Raw genomic sequence first — 16082 nt, 5'->3', positions numbered from 1 at the left:
GCGGCCGCCATCCCACACTCGGCATTCGACGGAAAACAATGACCACGATCAAAGCGAGCGACCTCACCTCCAATGCGGACCTGGCAGCAGTTATCGACTTCACCATAGCATCGGAAGCTGACAGCGTTATTGCGCTACACCAGAGCCTGCGTAAGGATTTGCTGTTGGGAGCCTTTGAAGCCCTTAACGCTGCCCACCACGTGTACTGCCAGGGCATAGGAACGTCCGGCTCGATGGCGGAATACATGGCCATCCGTCTGGTTCGGCGTGGTCGGCCGGCATCGTCCTCGAACATGACAGGTGTGCGGCTGGCCGACTTCCTGATGCCGATCGGGGAGAATGATGTTCTTCTGGTCACATCCAGAGCCGAAGACCATCGTGAAATCGACGTGGCGCTGGCGCACGCAAAATCACGCGGCGCCCGGACCATAGTTGTCACGGACCTAGTCTCTGGCGTGCTCACCCGGTCCGCCAATCTGGTCCTTCTCGACCTGCTGGTAGCAGGTCTCAGCGCCATCGATCGGCCCCGCATGGAGGCTGCCAGCATTCAGCTTAACGAACTCCGAGCGGCGATCTCGGGTCGCCGCATGGATCTCGATGGTGCCCAACGCGATTTGAAAAGCGCCTTGGCGTGGCAGATGACTACCCCGGCCTGATTGTCGGTGGGCAAGCACTCGGCCTGAACGGGGACGGCATCGGGGTCGCGGTGCCTCGAGAGGTTCGTCCGTAGCTATACAACGTCTGATACCAGTGGGTTGCCTGTTGGATCAAATCGGAAGCGGCCGATCCTGGATCACGGTTTTCATTACCAATGTTGAATTCAGGCGAAGGACACCGGGGAGAGAAGACAGCTGTTCGTCATAAAGGTCTTGGTAGGTCCGCAAATCGCTCGTGACGACGCGCAGTATGTAGTCCGGGTCTCCGAACAGGCGTTGGGCCTGGATCACCTCAGCCACGTTCAGGACGGATCGTTCGAACGCCGATACAGTTTGCTTATTCGCCTCCTTTAGGGTGACGAACACGATCGCCGAGAATTCCAGGCCAACTTTGCCCGGATCAACTTGGGCCTGATATGCCCGGATTACACCTGCATCCTCCAACGCCTTCACCCTTCGATGACAGGGCGACAGGCTAAGTCCGATACGTTCTGACAGGTCAGTCAGCGACAATCGGCCGTCAGCCTGCAGTTGCGCAAGAATTTTTCGATCGTACTCATCCATTGACCTGATCCTGCCTCAAAAAATGCCTTCTCCGCAAGAAATAGGAAATTGTTCCCGCAACTCGCAATCTATTCTTCCCTCCTACGGGCGAGGTTGTGATGGAATTTGGTCAGTTAGCAGCATTTTGGACAGTCTCGATGCTGTTCGTAATCACGCCAGGCGCCGATTGGGCCTATGCGATAACGGCTGGGTTAAGCGATCGCGCCACTGTGCCAGCAGTGACCGGTCTGTTGTCCGGCCATCTCCTGGCGACACTTGTCGTGGCTGCCGGAGCCGGCGTGTTCATAGCGAACGTGCCTTACGCAATAACGGTCATCTCACTCGCTGGGGCATTTTACCTTGTCTGGCTTGGCATTGGCCTTGTCATCAACCCTCCAATGCCCGCGTCCGGCAATAATGGACAGTCGTCCTCAATAGGCTGGACATTAAAGGGCTTCGGCATCAGCGGGCTTAATCCGAAGGTGTTCCTGCTTTTTGTGGCTGTTCTTCCCCAGTTTGTCCGGCCCGGCGACGCGTGGCCGGAATGGCTGCAAATGTCCGTGCTTGGCGTGGTGCATGTCGTGAACTGCGCCATCGTTTATCTGGCTGCTTCTTTCAGCTCGCGATCAGTTCTGAAGAGCCGTCCACATACTGCACGGGTCGTCGGACGGGTCTCTGGGGTTTCAATGATTGTGATTGCAAGTTACCTCGCCATCGAGCGCCTGATCCTTTGATTGACTAGACGATCTGGTCCCAAGGAGGGCGATACTACCTGGGTTGCACCCCACCCCCACCACAACCGGGTGCGAAAACGCGTGTCTCTCAGCTAGAGGCCAAAATGGCCTCGGCTGACGGAAGGATTGAGTGTATTCTTGTGAAGGCCATTAAATGCCGGCGTCAGCCGCATCGATGTCAACGTCTTCACCCGTGACCGTAACGCCTAGCCAGACAACGGTTTTGCAGGAAAACGCCGCGACCGTCGGCGACGATCTGGCAGGGGCTCGACGCGACATCGGCTTGCGCCTGGTCGGAATGACGGAATATGGCTGCCGTGAACTGGATTCTGTGAGGTGCCGACAATGAGAGCGAGCGCGCTGGTCCTCGAGATTGCCGATCAGATCAGGTTACGCATCGCGTCTGAGGAGCTACCTGCCGGCAGTCATCTCAATGCATTGATGCTTGGGGCTGGGCTGGGAGTGTCCCGTTCGCCGGTTCAGGCCGCGCTGCATATTCTTAGCGAACAGGGTTTGGTCAGACAGAAGCGCAACAGGGGCTTCTTTGTTGCAGAGAACGGCGATCCTCACGTCGAGATCGTTCCAGAAGAGCCCGAGACATACGGCGGCACCAATTCCTACCAACGCATGGCCGACGATTGGCTGACGGATCGTCTGCAGGCTGATGTCGGCGAGAAAATGTTACGTGATCGCTACGAACTCACCAAGGCACAGGTCACTTCCGCGCTGATGCGCGCCAGCCGCGAAGGTTGGGCGGAGCGCAAACGTGGCAAAGGCTGGACCCTTCTACCGGTCGCCAAAACACCGCAGGCATTCGAGCAAATCTACCGCTACCGATTGCTTGTCGAGCCCGCAGCCATGCTTGAGCCCACATTTGAGCGCGATCTTAAAGTCATCGACCAACAGCGACGCCTTCAGCACTGGATGCTCGAGGCCGACCTCAAGCGCGTGCCAGTGGAACGCCTTTTGCAAAACGGAGCCCAATTCCACGAAGAATTGGCACGCATTTCAGGCAATCCATTTTTCTATCAGACGATCCAGCGTCTTAATCGCATGCGTCGTCTTCTGGAGTATCGAACTCCGGTCGATCGCGCCCGACTAGAGCGGCAATGCCTGGATCATCTCCATATCCTGGACCTGCTGCAGCGACGCGAAAATGAGGAAGCATCCCGTGCCATGAGTGACCATCTTCGGGGCTCTCTCAGTCAGCGAGTCCCTGCCATGCAGGCATGGGCGGACGGCGCAGTGCTCTAGCCAATGCGGGTATAGTCGTAATCGCTCAGGTTCTGCACCCGGCGCAGCTGCGGAAATACGACGAGCCATACGACAACGGCGGCTATTGTGCCTACGCCTCCGATCACCCCAGCCAGCACCGGGCCGGCGAACCCCGCGATCACTCCGGATTCGAAGTCGCCCAGCTGATTGGACGCGCCGATGAACAGATTGTTGACGGCGTTAACCCGACCTCGCATGTCTGGCGGCGTCATCAATTGCACCAGCGAGGACCGGATCACCACGCTAATCGTGTCTGCGGCGCCCAATATCAAGAGGGCCAGTACCGATATTACGATGTTCGTCGACAGGGCGAACACTATGGTGACGATGCCAAAAATCGCGACCGCCGAGAACATGATCCGGCCGGTATGGCGGGTGAAAGGATGCCACGCGACCCATATGGCCATGAGCAAGGCGCCCATGGCTGGGGCGGCACGGAGAAAACCTAGCGCCCAAGGCCCTGCTTCGAGGATATCACGCGCAAACATCGGCAGCAGAGCGGTGACGCCACCGAGCAGCACGGCAACCATGTCGAGGGACAGGGATCCCAGCATGACGGGACGCTTCGCGATGAAGGACACGCCGGCAAATATGGTAGACAGCGAGGTTTTCTGACGCTCAGGACGTGTCGTGGGTCGGGTTATGCGGATCACGTTTATCGCAGCCAGAAAATAGAAGACGGCCACAAGAGTGAAGGGCACGACAGGGCCAAATCCGTAGAGCAGGCCGCCAAGCGCTGGGCCAACGATTATAGCTGTTTGCATAAACGAAGTGGACGTGGCTATGGCCGGTTGCAATTGGCTTGGCGCCACGATGCCGGGTAGCAAGGCCGCCATGGTTGGGCGTTCGAATGCGACCGCAGTGCCCAAAACCGTGATGCCTATGAAGATGCCGGTCGTGTCCAGCCACCCCTGCCAGACCCCCAATGCCATCACCCCCGCGGTCACGGCCTGCACGATCTGGCAGACGAGCCCGATGATCCTGCGATCATAGCGGTCAGCGACGTGACCAACGATGAAGGTCAATATCAACACGGGGATAAACTGGAAGAGACCGACCAGACCAAGGGCGAAGGCACTGCGGGTCTGGTCATAAACCAACCACCCCACAGCAACCCCGATGGCCTGAAATCCCAACGCAGAGAGCACGCGTGACGAGAGGAAATGACGCCATGAACCGTTTTTGCGCAGAGGTGGCGGGCTGGACAGGTCGATAACCATAAAAGATCCAAAGCAGCGAGGTAATCTGACAAAATTCGTCAAATTTGATTGCATCAAATGTCAACTTAGTGCAATCAGCCATGCCGACGGCGATCTGGCTTTGCACTGCAAATGGCTGCTCGGCCAAGTGAATTCGGAACGCTCCAAGTGTCGGCCTCAAACAAGCATCCACCCAGCTTCGCATGCATGGTCATTCGAGAGGATACGCGGTGACCCGACTGCAGACCCACGATTTGTCGGCTGGCTATCTGAAAGCCCCCGTGCTTGCCGATATCAATATCGCCTTTCCAGATGGCTTGGTCACAGCGTTGATTGGCCCGAATGGCAGCGGCAAATCTACCTTGTTGAAGACGCTGGCTCGAATCCTGTCGCCTGAGCGCGGTACGGTGTTGCTGGATGGCAAGGCCATTCACAGCCAGACCTCAAAGGCGGTTGCCCGAACCATGGGGCTTCTGCCGCAAGGTCCGCTAGCGCCAGAGGGGCTCACCGTGCGCGAGCTGGTGGCACAAGGTCGTTTTCCGCATCAGTCCTTGCTGAGCCAATGGTCAACACAGGATCAGGCGGCAGTGGAACGCGCCATGCAGGTGGCCGATGTTACTTCCTTTGCGGAGCGGCCGGTGGATAGCCTGTCGGGAGGGCAACGGCAGCGCTGCTGGGTCGCAATGGCGCTGGCGCAGGAGACTGATCTCATTCTGCTCGATGAGCCTACGACCTTCCTGGATCTGAAGGTCCAGGTCGAGCTCATGGAACTGCTGCGCAGCTTGGCCCACGACGCTGGCCGCACCCTTGTCATCGTGCTGCACGAACTCAGTCTTGCCGCCGCCTATGCCGACCATCTGGTGATGCTCAAGGAGGGCAAGGTTGTCTGTGCCGGTGAGCCTAGCAAGGTGTTCACTTCGGCCTGGCTCAAGGAAGTGTTTGACCTCGATGCCAATATCCTGACTGACCCAGCGACAGGCCGGCGCGTGTGTGTGCCTTACGCCAATCCCAAGTCATCCTAGCTGGTTACTGCGATATGACTGCTCCCGTTTCTTCGACAAAACGTTTCGCGGCATGGTCTGGCGTGCCGGTGTTGCTCGGTGTGCTGGCGCTGTTCTTCCTGCTCCATATTGCCATCGGGGCGAAGGACCTGCCTCTCCGCCAGGTCGTCGACGCAATCTTTTTCCCGGACCCCAGCGTATTCGAACACCGCATCATCAGAGACATGCGCCTGCCGCGTGCCGTCATGGCTATCGCCGTCGGCTCGGCACTGGCGGTCGCCGGAGCGTTGATGCAGGGGGTCACCCGGAATCCGCTTGCCGAACCAGGTCTGTTGGGCCTTATGGCTGGCGCATCCTTTGCCGTCGTCATCGTTTCCAACACCGCAGGACTGGCACATCTGGCTGTCATTCCGCTGGTGGCTGCTCTTGGCGCGCTGGGTGCCGCTGTGCTGGTCTTCGGCATCGCCCGCTTCGCCCCGGGCGGTGCCACGCCGCTGACGCTGACGCTTTCCGGCGCTGCCGTCAGTGCCTTTTTGGGAACATGCGTTTCCATCGGCCACCTGCTCAACGAGGAAGGCTTTGACGACCTGCGCGTCTGGCTTACCGGCACTCTGGCCGGTCGCGACATTGCCGTACTGTATTTTGCCGCACCCTGGCTCATCGGCTCGCTGATCGTCAGCCTTGGTCTCGCGCGTCAGGTTACGGCGCTTGCCATGGGCGACGAAGTTGCAAAGGGTCTCGGCGTCGAAACCGGCAGGCTCAAGCTCGTCACCCTCGCCTTGGTGGTCATGCTGACCGCATGCTCGGTGGCTCTTGCTGGCCCTATGGGTTTCATCGGGCTGGTCATTCCTCATGCCGTCCGACTGTTTGTCGGGTCGGATTATCGATGGATCGTCCCTTATTCGGCCCTGCTCGGTGCCGCCTATCTGCTGGGGGTCGATATCTTCGCACGGATAGTCATCCGCCCACAGGAGCTTTCGACCGGCATCATCACTGCCATGATCGGCGCGCCGCTGTTCATTTACCTCGTCCGGCAGCGGTCGCGATGAGGTCAATTCATCCCGCACGACACGTCGTGTTGCGCGCCGCGGGCGATCGTCTTGCCCTGCGTCTGCCGGTGCGCGCGCTGTTGATTGTGCTGGTGCTCGTCGTTCTGCTCCTGGCACTCGTCGCCGTAAGCCTGGGCCTAGGTAGTTATGGCCTAAGCGTTGAACAGGTGATCCAGACGCTGCATGGCACGACGTTGAGCGCGATGATCGACAATGTTGTATGGCAACTACGATTGCCCCGCACTTGCGTTGCAGCATTGGCCGGCGCGATGATGGCGCTGTCCGGCGCAAGTTTGCAGAATGTCACACGCAATAGCCTCGCCGATCCGTCCCTTGTCGGCGTTAGCCAGGGGGCGGCCCTGGCCGTGGTCACACTGACCGTGGCCTTTCCCGATCTAGGCCCGGGATGGCGCCCGTGGATGGCCTTCGGAGGATCCATCGCTGTTGCAGCTCTGATCCAGTCGCTCTCGATTACCCGTCAGGGCGTCAGTTCTGTCCGCTTCATCCTGATGGGGATCGGCGTCGCCGCACTTATGTCGTCTGTCACTTCGGCCTTGATGACATATGGCGCGCTCGATCGCGCCATGTCGGCTCTTACCTGGCTCTCCGGCAGCATCGGCGCGGCCAGCTGGATCGATGTATCGACTTTGTCGTGGTGGATGGCCGTGCTGTTTCCGATTTTGCTCGTTCAAAGCCGGGCCATGGCGGTCATGCGGCTGGGCGAGGCCACCGCTACGGGCCTCGGTGCGCCGGTCCGTCGGCACAATTACGCCCTGATCTCGACGTCAGTGGCCCTGGCCGCAGTCGCGACCTCGGTGGTCGGCCCGCTGGGCTTCATCGGCCTCATCGCGCCCCATGCTGCACGGAGGCTGGCGCATGCGGGCGTGGGTCTTGCCCTGGTGATCACTGGCCTGCTTGGCGCTGTCATGGTGCTGGCCGCCGACCTCGCCGGTCGTACCCTATTTGCCCCGCTGCAAATCCCGGCGGGCCTGGTTACCGCGTTTGTCGGTGTCCCATTTTTCGTCTGGCTTTTGTTCCGCTCCGGTCGCAGCGCCCAGACATGATTTCTCAAGCGAAAGGACTATCCATGACAACTCTTAGGCGATTGGCTGCGGCTACTGTCGCGGTGATGACACTAGCTACCGGCGTTGCTGCCCAGGAGATGCGCAGCTTCACCGACAACGTCGGCAACGAACTGCAAATCCCGGTCGATCCGCAGCGCATCGTTAGCCTGAGGGACGAGTTCATCACCGCGCCGCTGTTCGAACTCGGTGCCAACATGATCGGTAGTACTGGTGTTATCGGCGGTACGATTGAAGATGGCGCACCCTATGTTCGCGGCGCGTATGACTCGCTCGATTTCCGCTTCGGCGAGCACGACATTACCTATGTCGGCGACTCCAACGCCCCCGATCTTGAAGCCATTGCCAAGCTTGAGCCCGATCTCATCATTGTGCCCGACAACCGCGCCGACAACTACGATCAGCTGTCGATGATTGCGCCGACCGTCGTTGTCCAGGTCTGGGGTCAGGACATGCTGGACATGTACAAGACCATCGCCGACGCCTCCGGCCGTCTGGACCGGTTCGAGCTACTCAAGGGACACTATGAAGACCGCCTGAAATACGCGCGCATCGCTATCGAAGCCGTGGTCGGCAATCCTGCCGATGTCTCCATTGTCGTAACCAAGGTGGACGATGGCGGCATTCGGACGTATCGCGACTTGATGGCAGTTTCACGCGTTATCCGAGACATCGGTTTCACAACGCCGGCTTTGGTCGCTGCCCAGGTCGAGGGCCAGACAGATATCAGCCCTGAATTCGCGCCTGAAATCAATGCGGACTTCATGATCGATACCTATTGGACCGCCGAGGGCGATACGGCCGTGACCAAATACGCTGCTTGGGACAAGCAGCTTCCGGGCTGGCGCGAATACCTGCATTTCGGCAAGTACGGGCAGCATTTCCTGCTCAATCGCGAAGAAGCGCGCTCCATCACTTTCCAGGCCTTGCGGAGCAATCTGGAAATTATGGTGGCGCAGATTGCAACGCGCCCGTTCGTAGCTCTGAAGAAGTAGCGTTCCAACTTCGAACTCTGGGGCGTCTAGCACGGTGCCCCAGAATTTTTGCCGTCGCCCGCAAAACGGATGTTTGACCGCGCGCATGCACTGGTTGCAGTGAGCGGGTCATTTTGGACCCACCTGTCTTTTCGAAACTCACATCATCGAAGACGACGTTTGGAGGCGCGTTTTTGAAGCTTGGCGGTCGTCTCGCCAATGAGACGGACTGTCCAAATTGATCGTCTCCCGACCGCATTTTATGCGGGTTAGTGTTCGTCATGTTCAAAGGAGCACTGACATGAACACCGCCGCTACCGCACCGACAGCCGCACTTCCCGCCGACGACCTCTTGCGCGCCGCCACCGTCGTCCATGCCGACGACGCCGGCCTTGTCCACCTCGGCGTCGGCGCCGGCACCTATACCATTCTCGTTTCGGGCGAGCAGACCGCAGGCCGCTATACCATGATCGACATGCTGGTCCCCGCCGGTGGCCCCCCGCCACACCGTCATGATTTCGAGGAAATCTTCTACGTCCTCGAAGGAGAGCTCGACATCACCTTCCGCGGCGAGGTCCATCGTGTCGGGCCGGGACACACGATCAATATCCCGGCCAATGCCCCGCATGGCTTCCGCGTCGCCTCGGCGACGCCAGCCCGGTTCCTGTGCATCTGCCTGCCGGCCGGTCAGGAAGAGTTCTTCAAGCTCGTCGGCGAGGTGCTGCCGAGCCGTACCACCCCACCGACGCCGCCAACCCCTGAAGTGATGGCCGAGCGCCGCGAGATCATGCTGGCCAATGCCGCCCGCTTCCACAGCGAGTTCCTGCCACCCAAGGCGGCCTGAATCTCTGGAGACGGGACAGATCAGGATTATTCCAGCAACAAATCCCTGCTGTGGCGCAAATCTCAAAAAGGACTGAGAATGACTTTCAAAGAAATGACTGCTGCCTATCTCGATGCGCTCGAGGCGCAAGATCTGGAGAAGATCACCATCCTGATGACCGACTCCCCCGTGATCGAAATTCCGTTCTCAAGCTCGGGCGATACCGCCCCCTGGTTTGAATTCAATGGCAAGGAAAAGGCGCTCGGATATATCGGCACAATCTTCCAGAACTTCAGCCAGGTGAAGCTCAACGACCGCACGACCTACCTCGCCGACGATGGCAAGACCGCTTTTGTCGAAACCAAGGGTGACTTGATTCAGCGTAATACCGGCGCCAGCTACCGCAATGTCTATGTCTTCAAGTTCACGATCCAGCATGGTCGGATCTCGCATGTCAGCGAATTCACCAACCCCGTGGCCTTCGCAAAGCTCATGGGCATGCCTCTTGGCTAAGGTGTTTGATCTTCCTGAAGCACTGAGAAATGCGGCCGCTGCAACATCTGCAGCGGCTGCCTCGTGTGTCTGATCACCAGTCGACATAGGCGGCCAATTCGTCCGGCGTGCCCTTGGGAAATGCTTGCCGCAGATGGTCCAGGAAGGCCGATACGCGCGCGCTCAGCAGGCGCCGCGACGGGTAGAGCGTCCACAGGGCGATCTCGGGAACATCGACATCGCCCCAATGCACCAGCCGGCCGGCAGCCAGATCGTGGCTGACAAGCGATATCGGCAGGCGCGCCACACCGACACCAGCTCGCGCCGCATCGCGGAGCATGGGCATAGATGCCAGGTGCAGGATCGGGTCGACGGCCAGCCGGACCACACCGGCGTCCGATCGCAGATTCCACACGGTCGCGCGGTCGTTGCCGCCTCGCGCAATGGCGGGCACGGGTGTCCCGTCAGCCGGCCGTGCGAGAGCGGGGCTCGCAACGGCGACAAGTCGGTCTCGCAGGAAAGCGCGACCGACGAGGCTCTCATCGGGAGCCGGATTGACCCGGATGACCAAGTCATAGGCATCCTCGATCATGTCCACCGCGCGATCCTCCGATGTCACCTCCAGCCGCACCTCGGGATATTTCATGGCAAATTCGGCCGCCAGCCTGCCCATGGCCGTCTGCGAGAACAGCAGCGGCGCGCTGATGCGCAGGCGGCCGCGCGGCTTCTCGCCGCCCGAGGCAATGGCAGCTGCTGCTTCGTCAAGCTCAGTCAGCAAGGCGCCAGTACGCTCATAAAGCGCTCGACCTTCCTCCGTCAGCTTCAACGCTCGGCCACCTCGCTCGAAAAGCCGGAGTTCCAGGCTGGCCTCGAGCTCGCTCACCCGGCGCGACAGCGTCGCCTTGGGCCTGCCAGTTTCGCGGGCCGCTTTGCCAAAGCCGCCATGGCGGGCAACGAGGTTGAAATCGGCGAGAGCGAGAAGATCCATGCGTTCCACCTGCGAGACATTGCGTCCAGATATACCGACTATTGGCTTCGATGTGGATCGTTAAGTTGGGTGTGTTCTCTCACCAACCCCAAATGATCCAAATGACCATCCTCGTTACCGGTGCCAATGGCACAGTCGGCCACAACGTCGTTCAGCAGCTCAGTCTCCGCGGCGCCGATGTGCGCGCTCTCGTTCGCGATCCCGCCAAGGCCGACTTCCCGCAAAGCGTATCCATCGTTCAGGGCGACCTGCTCGATGTCGACAGCCTGCGGGCTGCCCTTGAGGGCGTTTCCACCCTCTTCCTGCTCAATGCCGTAACGCCCGACGAATTCACCCAGGCGCTGATCACCCTCAACCTGGCGCGTGCCGCCGGCGTGAACAAGATCGTCTACCTCTCGGTCATCCATGCCGACCTTTATGTCAACGTGCCCCACTTTGCCGGAAAGTTCGGCGTCGAGCGCATGATCGAACAGATGGGTTTTGAGGCGACCATCCTGCGCCCGGCCTATTTCATCAACAACGACCTGAGCGTGCGCGATGTCATCGTCACCTATGGCGTCTATGCCATGCCGATCGGCAACAAGGGCCTCGCCATGATCGACGCCCGCGACATCGGCGAGATTGCCGCTATCGAACTGATCCGCCGCGAAAACGCTGCTGAAGCTCTCCCTCTCCAGACCATCAACCTGACCGGCCCCGACAATTTGACCGGCACGGCGGTTGCTGCCATTTGGTCAGACGCCCTTGGTCGCGAGATCGCCTATGGCGGCGACGACACCGCCGGCTTCGAGCAGGATCTCCGCGCCTTCATGCCCAGCTGGATGGCCTATGACATGCGCCTGATGAGCGAACGCTTCCTGACTGACGGCATGCTGCCTGAGGCCGGCGACGTCGAGCGCCTGGTCGCGTTGCTCGGCCGCCCGCTGCGCTCCTATCGCGACTTCGCCAGCGAAGTCGCCGCCACGCTCTGACCCCCACTCATTCGACGGCAGTCATCAACACGGCATGACCCGGATGGGCATCCCGCATTGGAGAACAACAATGACCACTCTCTCGCCCGCAAAGAAGATTCTCGTCCTGGGCGCCACCGGCGGCACCGGCCAGCTCATCATTCGCCAGGCCCTCGCAAAGGGCTATGACGTCACCGCCCTGGTGCGGTCGCCGGAAAAGGGCGCCGGTCTGACAGGCATCAAACTCGCCATCGGCGACGCCCGCGACGAAGCCGCCCTGCGCCAGGCGCTCAAGGGTCATGACGCCGTGGTCAGCGCGCTTGGCACGCCGCCAAGCCCGTTCAAGGAAGTGACGCTGCTGTCGACCGCCACCCGTGCCGTGGTGAATGCCATGCAGGCTGAAGGCGTGTCGCGCCTTGTCGCCATCACCGGCATCGGCGCCGGCGACAGTGCGGGCCACGGTGGCTTCGCCTTCGACCACCTGATCCTGCCGCTGCTGCTGCGCCATGTCTATGCCGACAAGAACCGCCAGGAGGCGATCATCCGCCAAAGCGGTCTCGACTGGACGCTGGTGCGCCCTGCAGTGCTCAACGACAAGCCCGGCAAAGGCGCCCTGCGGGCACTCGAAGACCTGTCGCAGTTCCATGGCGGCACCATTGCTCGTTCCGACGTCGCCAATTTTGTCGTCGACGAACTCGAGACAAGCACATGGCTTCATCGCTCGCCGCTGATTAGCTGGTGAACCAAGGCCAAGATCGCGACCTGATGTTTCGGCATGCGCATCAGGTCAAGTTTGCTCCCGATCGTACTCGGACTGAGCGCTAACGACTGCCTCTGAATTTTTTGCAATCCAGTGCGCGATCGCTAGGAACGGCTCGCTGAGCGACTTGCCCAAGGGCGTTATGTGATATTCCACCCCGACGGGGCGGGTCGGCAGCACGTGACGCTGGATCAGGCCGCTTCGTTCCAGGCGCTTCAAGGAGTCGGTCAGAGACTTCTGCGTTATGCCGTCGAGCCGACGTTTAAGCTCGTTAAACCGACACGGGCTGGTGCAAAGAACGGTCAAAATCAGGAACGACCATTTGTCGGCAATCTGAGACAAAACTAGCCTTCCCCTAGGGCTTTGAAGCTCCGACACTGAGTGATCGCTGGGAGTATAGTCGGCCATACCTAGTCCACTGAAAGTGCGTAATTGAACCTAAGGATAAATTATATACCTTCTGCTCTGGCAAATGCCAAATCTGAAGCCAGACAGGACAAGAAATTGATCAAGCTAGCGTTTTTGGTGAAGCGTATCGAAGGGATGAGCCGCGAAGAGTTCATTGAATACCATCGCAATACTCACGCGCCGCTGTTCGCCTCAATCCCGGAAGCGAAACTGGTCCGCAAGTACGTCATATCGCATCCCATTGCGGCACCGGGTTTCCCAGAGCCAGAATACGATACCCTGACCGAGATTTATTTCGATACGTGGGCAGACTATGAAAGCTATTTTGGGTCTGAAAATTACAAAACTAAGGTCCATCTCGATGAGTATAACTTTATGGTCCAAGGCAACTACTTGGTGTTCCCTTCGGAAGAACGCATCATCATAAACAACTGATCGCTCGACGGCGCTGGCTCACCAAGCGTGTGTCAGCGCCGCGAAGGGTTGGTGTTCGACATTTCTTTGGCCACCGTGAGCGCGCAGCACACGCGGCGGCTGAGGCTGTTTTGAGGCACAAGGATAAAGTCGATCGATCGATCACGATCGCCGCATGTTCCATGCCCGTGTCACTGACATCACAGCAGATCCTGACTGACAGCAACATGAATTTCGCGCTAGCTCCATGCTGGCAATATCGACATCGTCGTTTCGATGCCGCCGGGGTCAGGCTGGCTACCCGGCCTGACTTCATGTTGGAAACAAGGTGATCGTCAGTTGCCTGATGGTAGCTGGCCCGTTTCGAGGAGTTTTCTGCGCTCGATACCGTGCATCAGAGCCATGTTACCGGGATATTCCAGCACAAGTTCAAAAGCACCGTCGAGTGTGTTCATATCGTCGGACGTCAGGCTCAGGCCGCTGCTGGCAAGATTGTCATCGAGCTGGGCAGTGTTTCTTGCGCCGACAATGACCGATGCAACGGTCCGTTTGTGCAGCAGCCATGAGAGTGCAACTGCCGCAACGGTGGTGTTGCGTGTTTCGGCCAACCGATCGAGTGTCGTGAGCAGTTCGGCCCCTCGATCTTCGTCAACTGGCGGGAAGTTGAACACTTTGCGCCGGCCTTCAGCGCCCTCCAGGCGGTATTTCCCTGTCAGATAGCCGCCGGCCAATGGCCCCCATACAATCAGCCCAAGGCCTTCTGCATCCAACATCGGGACGATATCGCGCTCGATGTCACGGCCGACAAGCGAGTATTGCCCCTGAAAACCGACGAACCGGTCGACATTAATGTTGTCAGCCACCCCCAAGGCCCGACTAACCTGCCATGCGGCCCAGTTCGATATGCCAAGGTAGCGCACGTGGCCTTGGCGTACCAGATCATCCAATGCGCGTAGCGTTTCTTCGATCGGTGTTGCCTGATCAAACGCATGGATCTGGTAAAGGTCGATGTGGTCGGTGTTCAAACGACGAAGACTGGCCTTGGCCTGGTCCATGATATGAAAGCGTGATGCACCGCCGTCGTTGGCACCCGAGCCCATGGCCCCTTCGACCTTGGTCGATATGACGACCTGATCGCGAGAGACGCCCAGGTTCTTGAGCGACTGACCTAAGATTGTCTCTGAGCCGCCCTGGCCGCCATAGACATTCGCCGTGTCAAAAAAATTCACGCCGGCGTCGAGCGCCCGGGCGACGATCCTTTCAGCATCGTCCTGCAGAAGCCAGCCAGCAGCCGCATAACGTCCAGGGTTAGCGCCAAAGTTCATCGTCCCGAGGCAAATCTCGGAGACGAACAGGCCAGAACGACCAAGTTTTCTATATTTCATCGGGTATTTCCTGCGTATTCATTGGGCGTGACAACTGCGAGCGGACCTGGCGTCCGCCCGCAGTGGGATCGAAATGTCAGGCGAGAACGTCGAGCACCCAGGTGATGCCGAACTTGTCTTTGAGCATGCCGTAAAGTGCAACCCAACCAGCAGGCGCCAGATCGACGATTACCTCGCCGCCGACCTTGAGCCTGTCCCAATAGGCGGTGATTTCTTCTGACTTCGGGCCGCGGACCGAAACGAACAGGGCAGATTCACCCGGGTTGTACGGGCGGGCCGCTGGCACATCGAATGCCATAATGGCAAAGCCGTCCTCAGAGAATACGCTGCCGTATCCGACCAAATCAGCTTCTTTCGGATCGGTCGTCCCATAGCTCTGGGCGTGCGTGACGACGGTCAGCTCGCCGCCGAATACCGACTGGTAGAATTCGAGCGCGCCGCGGGCATCGCCACGAAAGTTTAGGTGGGTGACGGTTTTGATGGTCATTGCGATTTCCTTTGTTGCGTTGATGAGTATGTTTTACTCTCACCCAAGTGACAGTTTACGGCAGTTGGATATATGCCACGCACCGATCGCCTTTTGAGGTTGCTACAGGCCATGCGGATGATGACGCCGCCTATCACTGCCGCTCGTCTGGCCAAGGAAACCGGCGTCTCTCGGAGGTCTCTGTACCGCGATATTGAAGCCTTACGATCGGCGGGTGCGCGGATCGAAGGGGAGCGGGGTTACGGCTACACGCTGCGGGAAGACAATGCGCTGAGACCGCAAGCTTTTACGAGGGGAGAGTTGGAAGCGATTGCCCTGGGTTTGGCTGAGGTGCGCAGCATGGGTGACCCATATCTTGCGAAGGAAGCTGCATCGGTGTTGGCGAAGGTGATCGCTACGCTCCCCGACAATTTGGATCAGCAGCTGTTACATGCGATTTCGCATGTCTACCGGCCCGACGCCCGGCTAGCGCCGGCTCCGGCGTCTGAACTGGTTAGGGAGGCGTGCTGGCATGAAAACGCGCTTCACATCGCATACGCCGATCACACGTCGGCCTTCTCGGAGCGGAAAATCTATCCACTGGCGCTGATGTATACCGAACGCACGCAAACTCTATTGGCCTGGTGCTGCCTGAGAAAGGAATTCAGGATGTTCCGGCTCGATCGAATGTCGCAAGTCACCTGGCTTGAAGAAAGCTTCCGACCGAGGCGAGCCACATTGTTACGCGACTATATGAACATACTCGAATCCCAGGCTGCCGGGCGGATAAGGCCCGGCTAAAAACGCTCGAGCCTTCTGACACCGGACATAAGTATCATTCGAGGTGAAGTTGATGGAGACGCTTACGCAGTATCCGCGTTGA

Annotated in this window: 19 protein-coding genes; 13 read left to right on the top strand and 6 right to left on the bottom strand. The window is 59.1% G+C overall.

Annotated elements, in window-relative coordinates; all coding sequences use genetic code 11:
• Positions 1–38: 38 nt before the first annotated feature.
• Positions 39–656 (top strand): MurR/RpiR family transcriptional regulator, encoded by a 618-nt coding sequence (locus tag BM045_RS09860; protein WP_092182662.1) that lies wholly within the window; start codon positions 39–41, stop codon positions 654–656.
• A 111-nt stretch (positions 657–767) separates the two neighbouring features.
• Here the strand turns inward: BM045_RS09860 and BM045_RS09855 are convergent, their stop codons facing one another.
• Complete coding sequence (locus tag BM045_RS09855) at positions 768–1220, bottom strand: Lrp/AsnC family transcriptional regulator (protein ID WP_092182661.1); 453 nt, start codon at positions 1218–1220, stop codon at positions 768–770.
• Between the two features lie 137 nt (positions 1221–1357).
• Between BM045_RS09855 and BM045_RS09850 the strand changes: the two genes are divergently transcribed.
• The gene (locus BM045_RS09850) at positions 1358–1933 is read left to right on the top strand and encodes a LysE family translocator (RefSeq protein WP_210184999.1); all 576 of its coding nucleotides are present in this window, start codon (positions 1358–1360) and stop codon (positions 1931–1933) included.
• A gap of 345 nt (positions 1934–2278) precedes the next feature.
• Positions 2279–3187: a GntR family transcriptional regulator gene (locus BM045_RS09845; RefSeq protein ID WP_092182657.1), complete on the top strand. Its 909-nt coding sequence runs from the start codon at positions 2279–2281 to the stop codon at positions 3185–3187.
• Here BM045_RS09845 and BM045_RS09840 read toward each other — a convergent pair.
• Positions 3184–4422 carry an MFS transporter gene (locus BM045_RS09840; protein ID WP_092183205.1) on the bottom strand — a complete coding sequence of 413 codons (1239 nt, stop codon included), beginning with the start codon at positions 4420–4422 and terminating at the stop codon, positions 3184–3186. The two genes, BM045_RS09845 and BM045_RS09840, sit on opposite strands and share 4 nt — an antisense overlap.
• A 215-nt stretch (positions 4423–4637) precedes the next feature.
• Between BM045_RS09840 and BM045_RS09835 the strand changes: the two genes are divergently transcribed.
• From BM045_RS09835 to BM045_RS09810, 6 genes are all read left to right on the top strand, one after another.
• On the top strand, positions 4638–5429 hold the full coding sequence (locus tag BM045_RS09835) for an ABC transporter ATP-binding protein (protein ID WP_244522942.1): 792 nt from the start codon (positions 4638–4640) through the stop codon (positions 5427–5429).
• Between the two features lie 14 nt (positions 5430–5443).
• Entirely contained in the window at positions 5444–6457 is a 1014-nt protein-coding gene (locus BM045_RS09830; RefSeq protein WP_092182653.1) for a FecCD family ABC transporter permease, read from the top strand.
• A gap of 26 nt (positions 6458–6483) precedes the next feature.
• Positions 6484–7521 carry a FecCD family ABC transporter permease gene (locus BM045_RS09825; protein ID WP_244522941.1) on the top strand — a complete coding sequence of 346 codons (1038 nt, stop codon included), beginning with the start codon at positions 6484–6486 and terminating at the stop codon, positions 7519–7521.
• A gap of 23 nt (positions 7522–7544) precedes the next feature.
• Entirely contained in the window at positions 7545–8534 is a 990-nt protein-coding gene (locus tag BM045_RS09820; protein WP_170848455.1) for an ABC transporter substrate-binding protein, read from the top strand.
• 280 nt (positions 8535–8814) lie between these two features.
• Positions 8815–9357, top strand: coding sequence for a cupin domain-containing protein (locus BM045_RS09815; protein ID WP_092182647.1), 543 nt, complete (start codon positions 8815–8817; stop codon positions 9355–9357).
• 78 nt (positions 9358–9435) lie between these two features.
• Positions 9436–9849 carry a nuclear transport factor 2 family protein gene (locus tag BM045_RS09810; protein ID WP_092182645.1) on the top strand — a complete coding sequence of 138 codons (414 nt, stop codon included), beginning with the start codon at positions 9436–9438 and terminating at the stop codon, positions 9847–9849.
• Positions 9850–9922: 73 nt separating this feature from the next.
• Here BM045_RS09810 and BM045_RS09805 read toward each other — a convergent pair whose 3' ends face one another.
• Positions 9923–10816 (bottom strand): LysR family transcriptional regulator, encoded by an 894-nt coding sequence (locus tag BM045_RS09805; RefSeq protein WP_092182643.1) that lies wholly within the window; start codon positions 10814–10816, stop codon positions 9923–9925.
• Between the two features lie 101 nt (positions 10817–10917).
• On the opposite strand from BM045_RS09805, the gene BM045_RS09800 reads away from it, so the two are divergent.
• Together BM045_RS09800 and BM045_RS09795 are read left to right on the top strand one after the other, a co-directional pair.
• On the top strand, positions 10918–11787 hold the full coding sequence (locus tag BM045_RS09800) for an SDR family oxidoreductase (protein ID WP_092183203.1): 870 nt from the start codon (positions 10918–10920) through the stop codon (positions 11785–11787).
• A 70-nt stretch (positions 11788–11857) separates the two neighbouring features.
• Entirely contained in the window at positions 11858–12508 is a 651-nt protein-coding gene (locus tag BM045_RS09795) for an NAD(P)-dependent oxidoreductase (RefSeq protein ID WP_092182641.1), read from the top strand.
• A gap of 45 nt (positions 12509–12553) precedes the next feature.
• Here BM045_RS09795 and BM045_RS09790 read toward each other — a convergent pair whose 3' ends face one another.
• Positions 12554–12934: a winged helix-turn-helix transcriptional regulator gene (locus BM045_RS09790; RefSeq protein ID WP_092182638.1), complete on the bottom strand. Its 381-nt coding sequence runs from the start codon at positions 12932–12934 to the stop codon at positions 12554–12556.
• A 96-nt stretch (positions 12935–13030) separates the two neighbouring features.
• On the opposite strand from BM045_RS09790, the gene BM045_RS09785 reads away from it, so the two are divergent.
• A complete protein-coding gene (locus tag BM045_RS09785) occupies positions 13031–13369 on the top strand; it encodes an EthD domain-containing protein (protein ID WP_092182636.1) in 339 nt (112 codons plus the stop codon).
• Between the two features lie 314 nt (positions 13370–13683).
• Here the strand turns inward: BM045_RS09785 and BM045_RS09780 are convergent, their stop codons facing one another.
• The gene (locus tag BM045_RS09780) at positions 13684–14733 is read right to left on the bottom strand and encodes an aldo/keto reductase (protein ID WP_092182634.1); all 1050 of its coding nucleotides are present in this window, start codon (positions 14731–14733) and stop codon (positions 13684–13686) included.
• A 76-nt stretch (positions 14734–14809) separates the two neighbouring features.
• Complete coding sequence (locus BM045_RS09775) at positions 14810–15220, bottom strand: VOC family protein (protein WP_092182632.1); 411 nt, start codon at positions 15218–15220, stop codon at positions 14810–14812.
• 72 nt (positions 15221–15292) lie between these two features.
• Between BM045_RS09775 and BM045_RS09770 the strand changes: the two genes are divergently transcribed.
• Positions 15293–16000, top strand: coding sequence for a helix-turn-helix transcriptional regulator (locus BM045_RS09770; protein WP_092182630.1), 708 nt, complete (start codon positions 15293–15295; stop codon positions 15998–16000).
• The last annotated feature ends 82 nt before the right edge of the window (positions 16001–16082 follow it).

Source organism: Devosia sp. YR412 (assembly GCF_900110945.1).
Lineage (GTDB): Bacteria > Pseudomonadota > Alphaproteobacteria > Rhizobiales > Devosiaceae > Devosia.
This window is presented reverse-complemented; position numbering and strand designations above follow the sequence as displayed.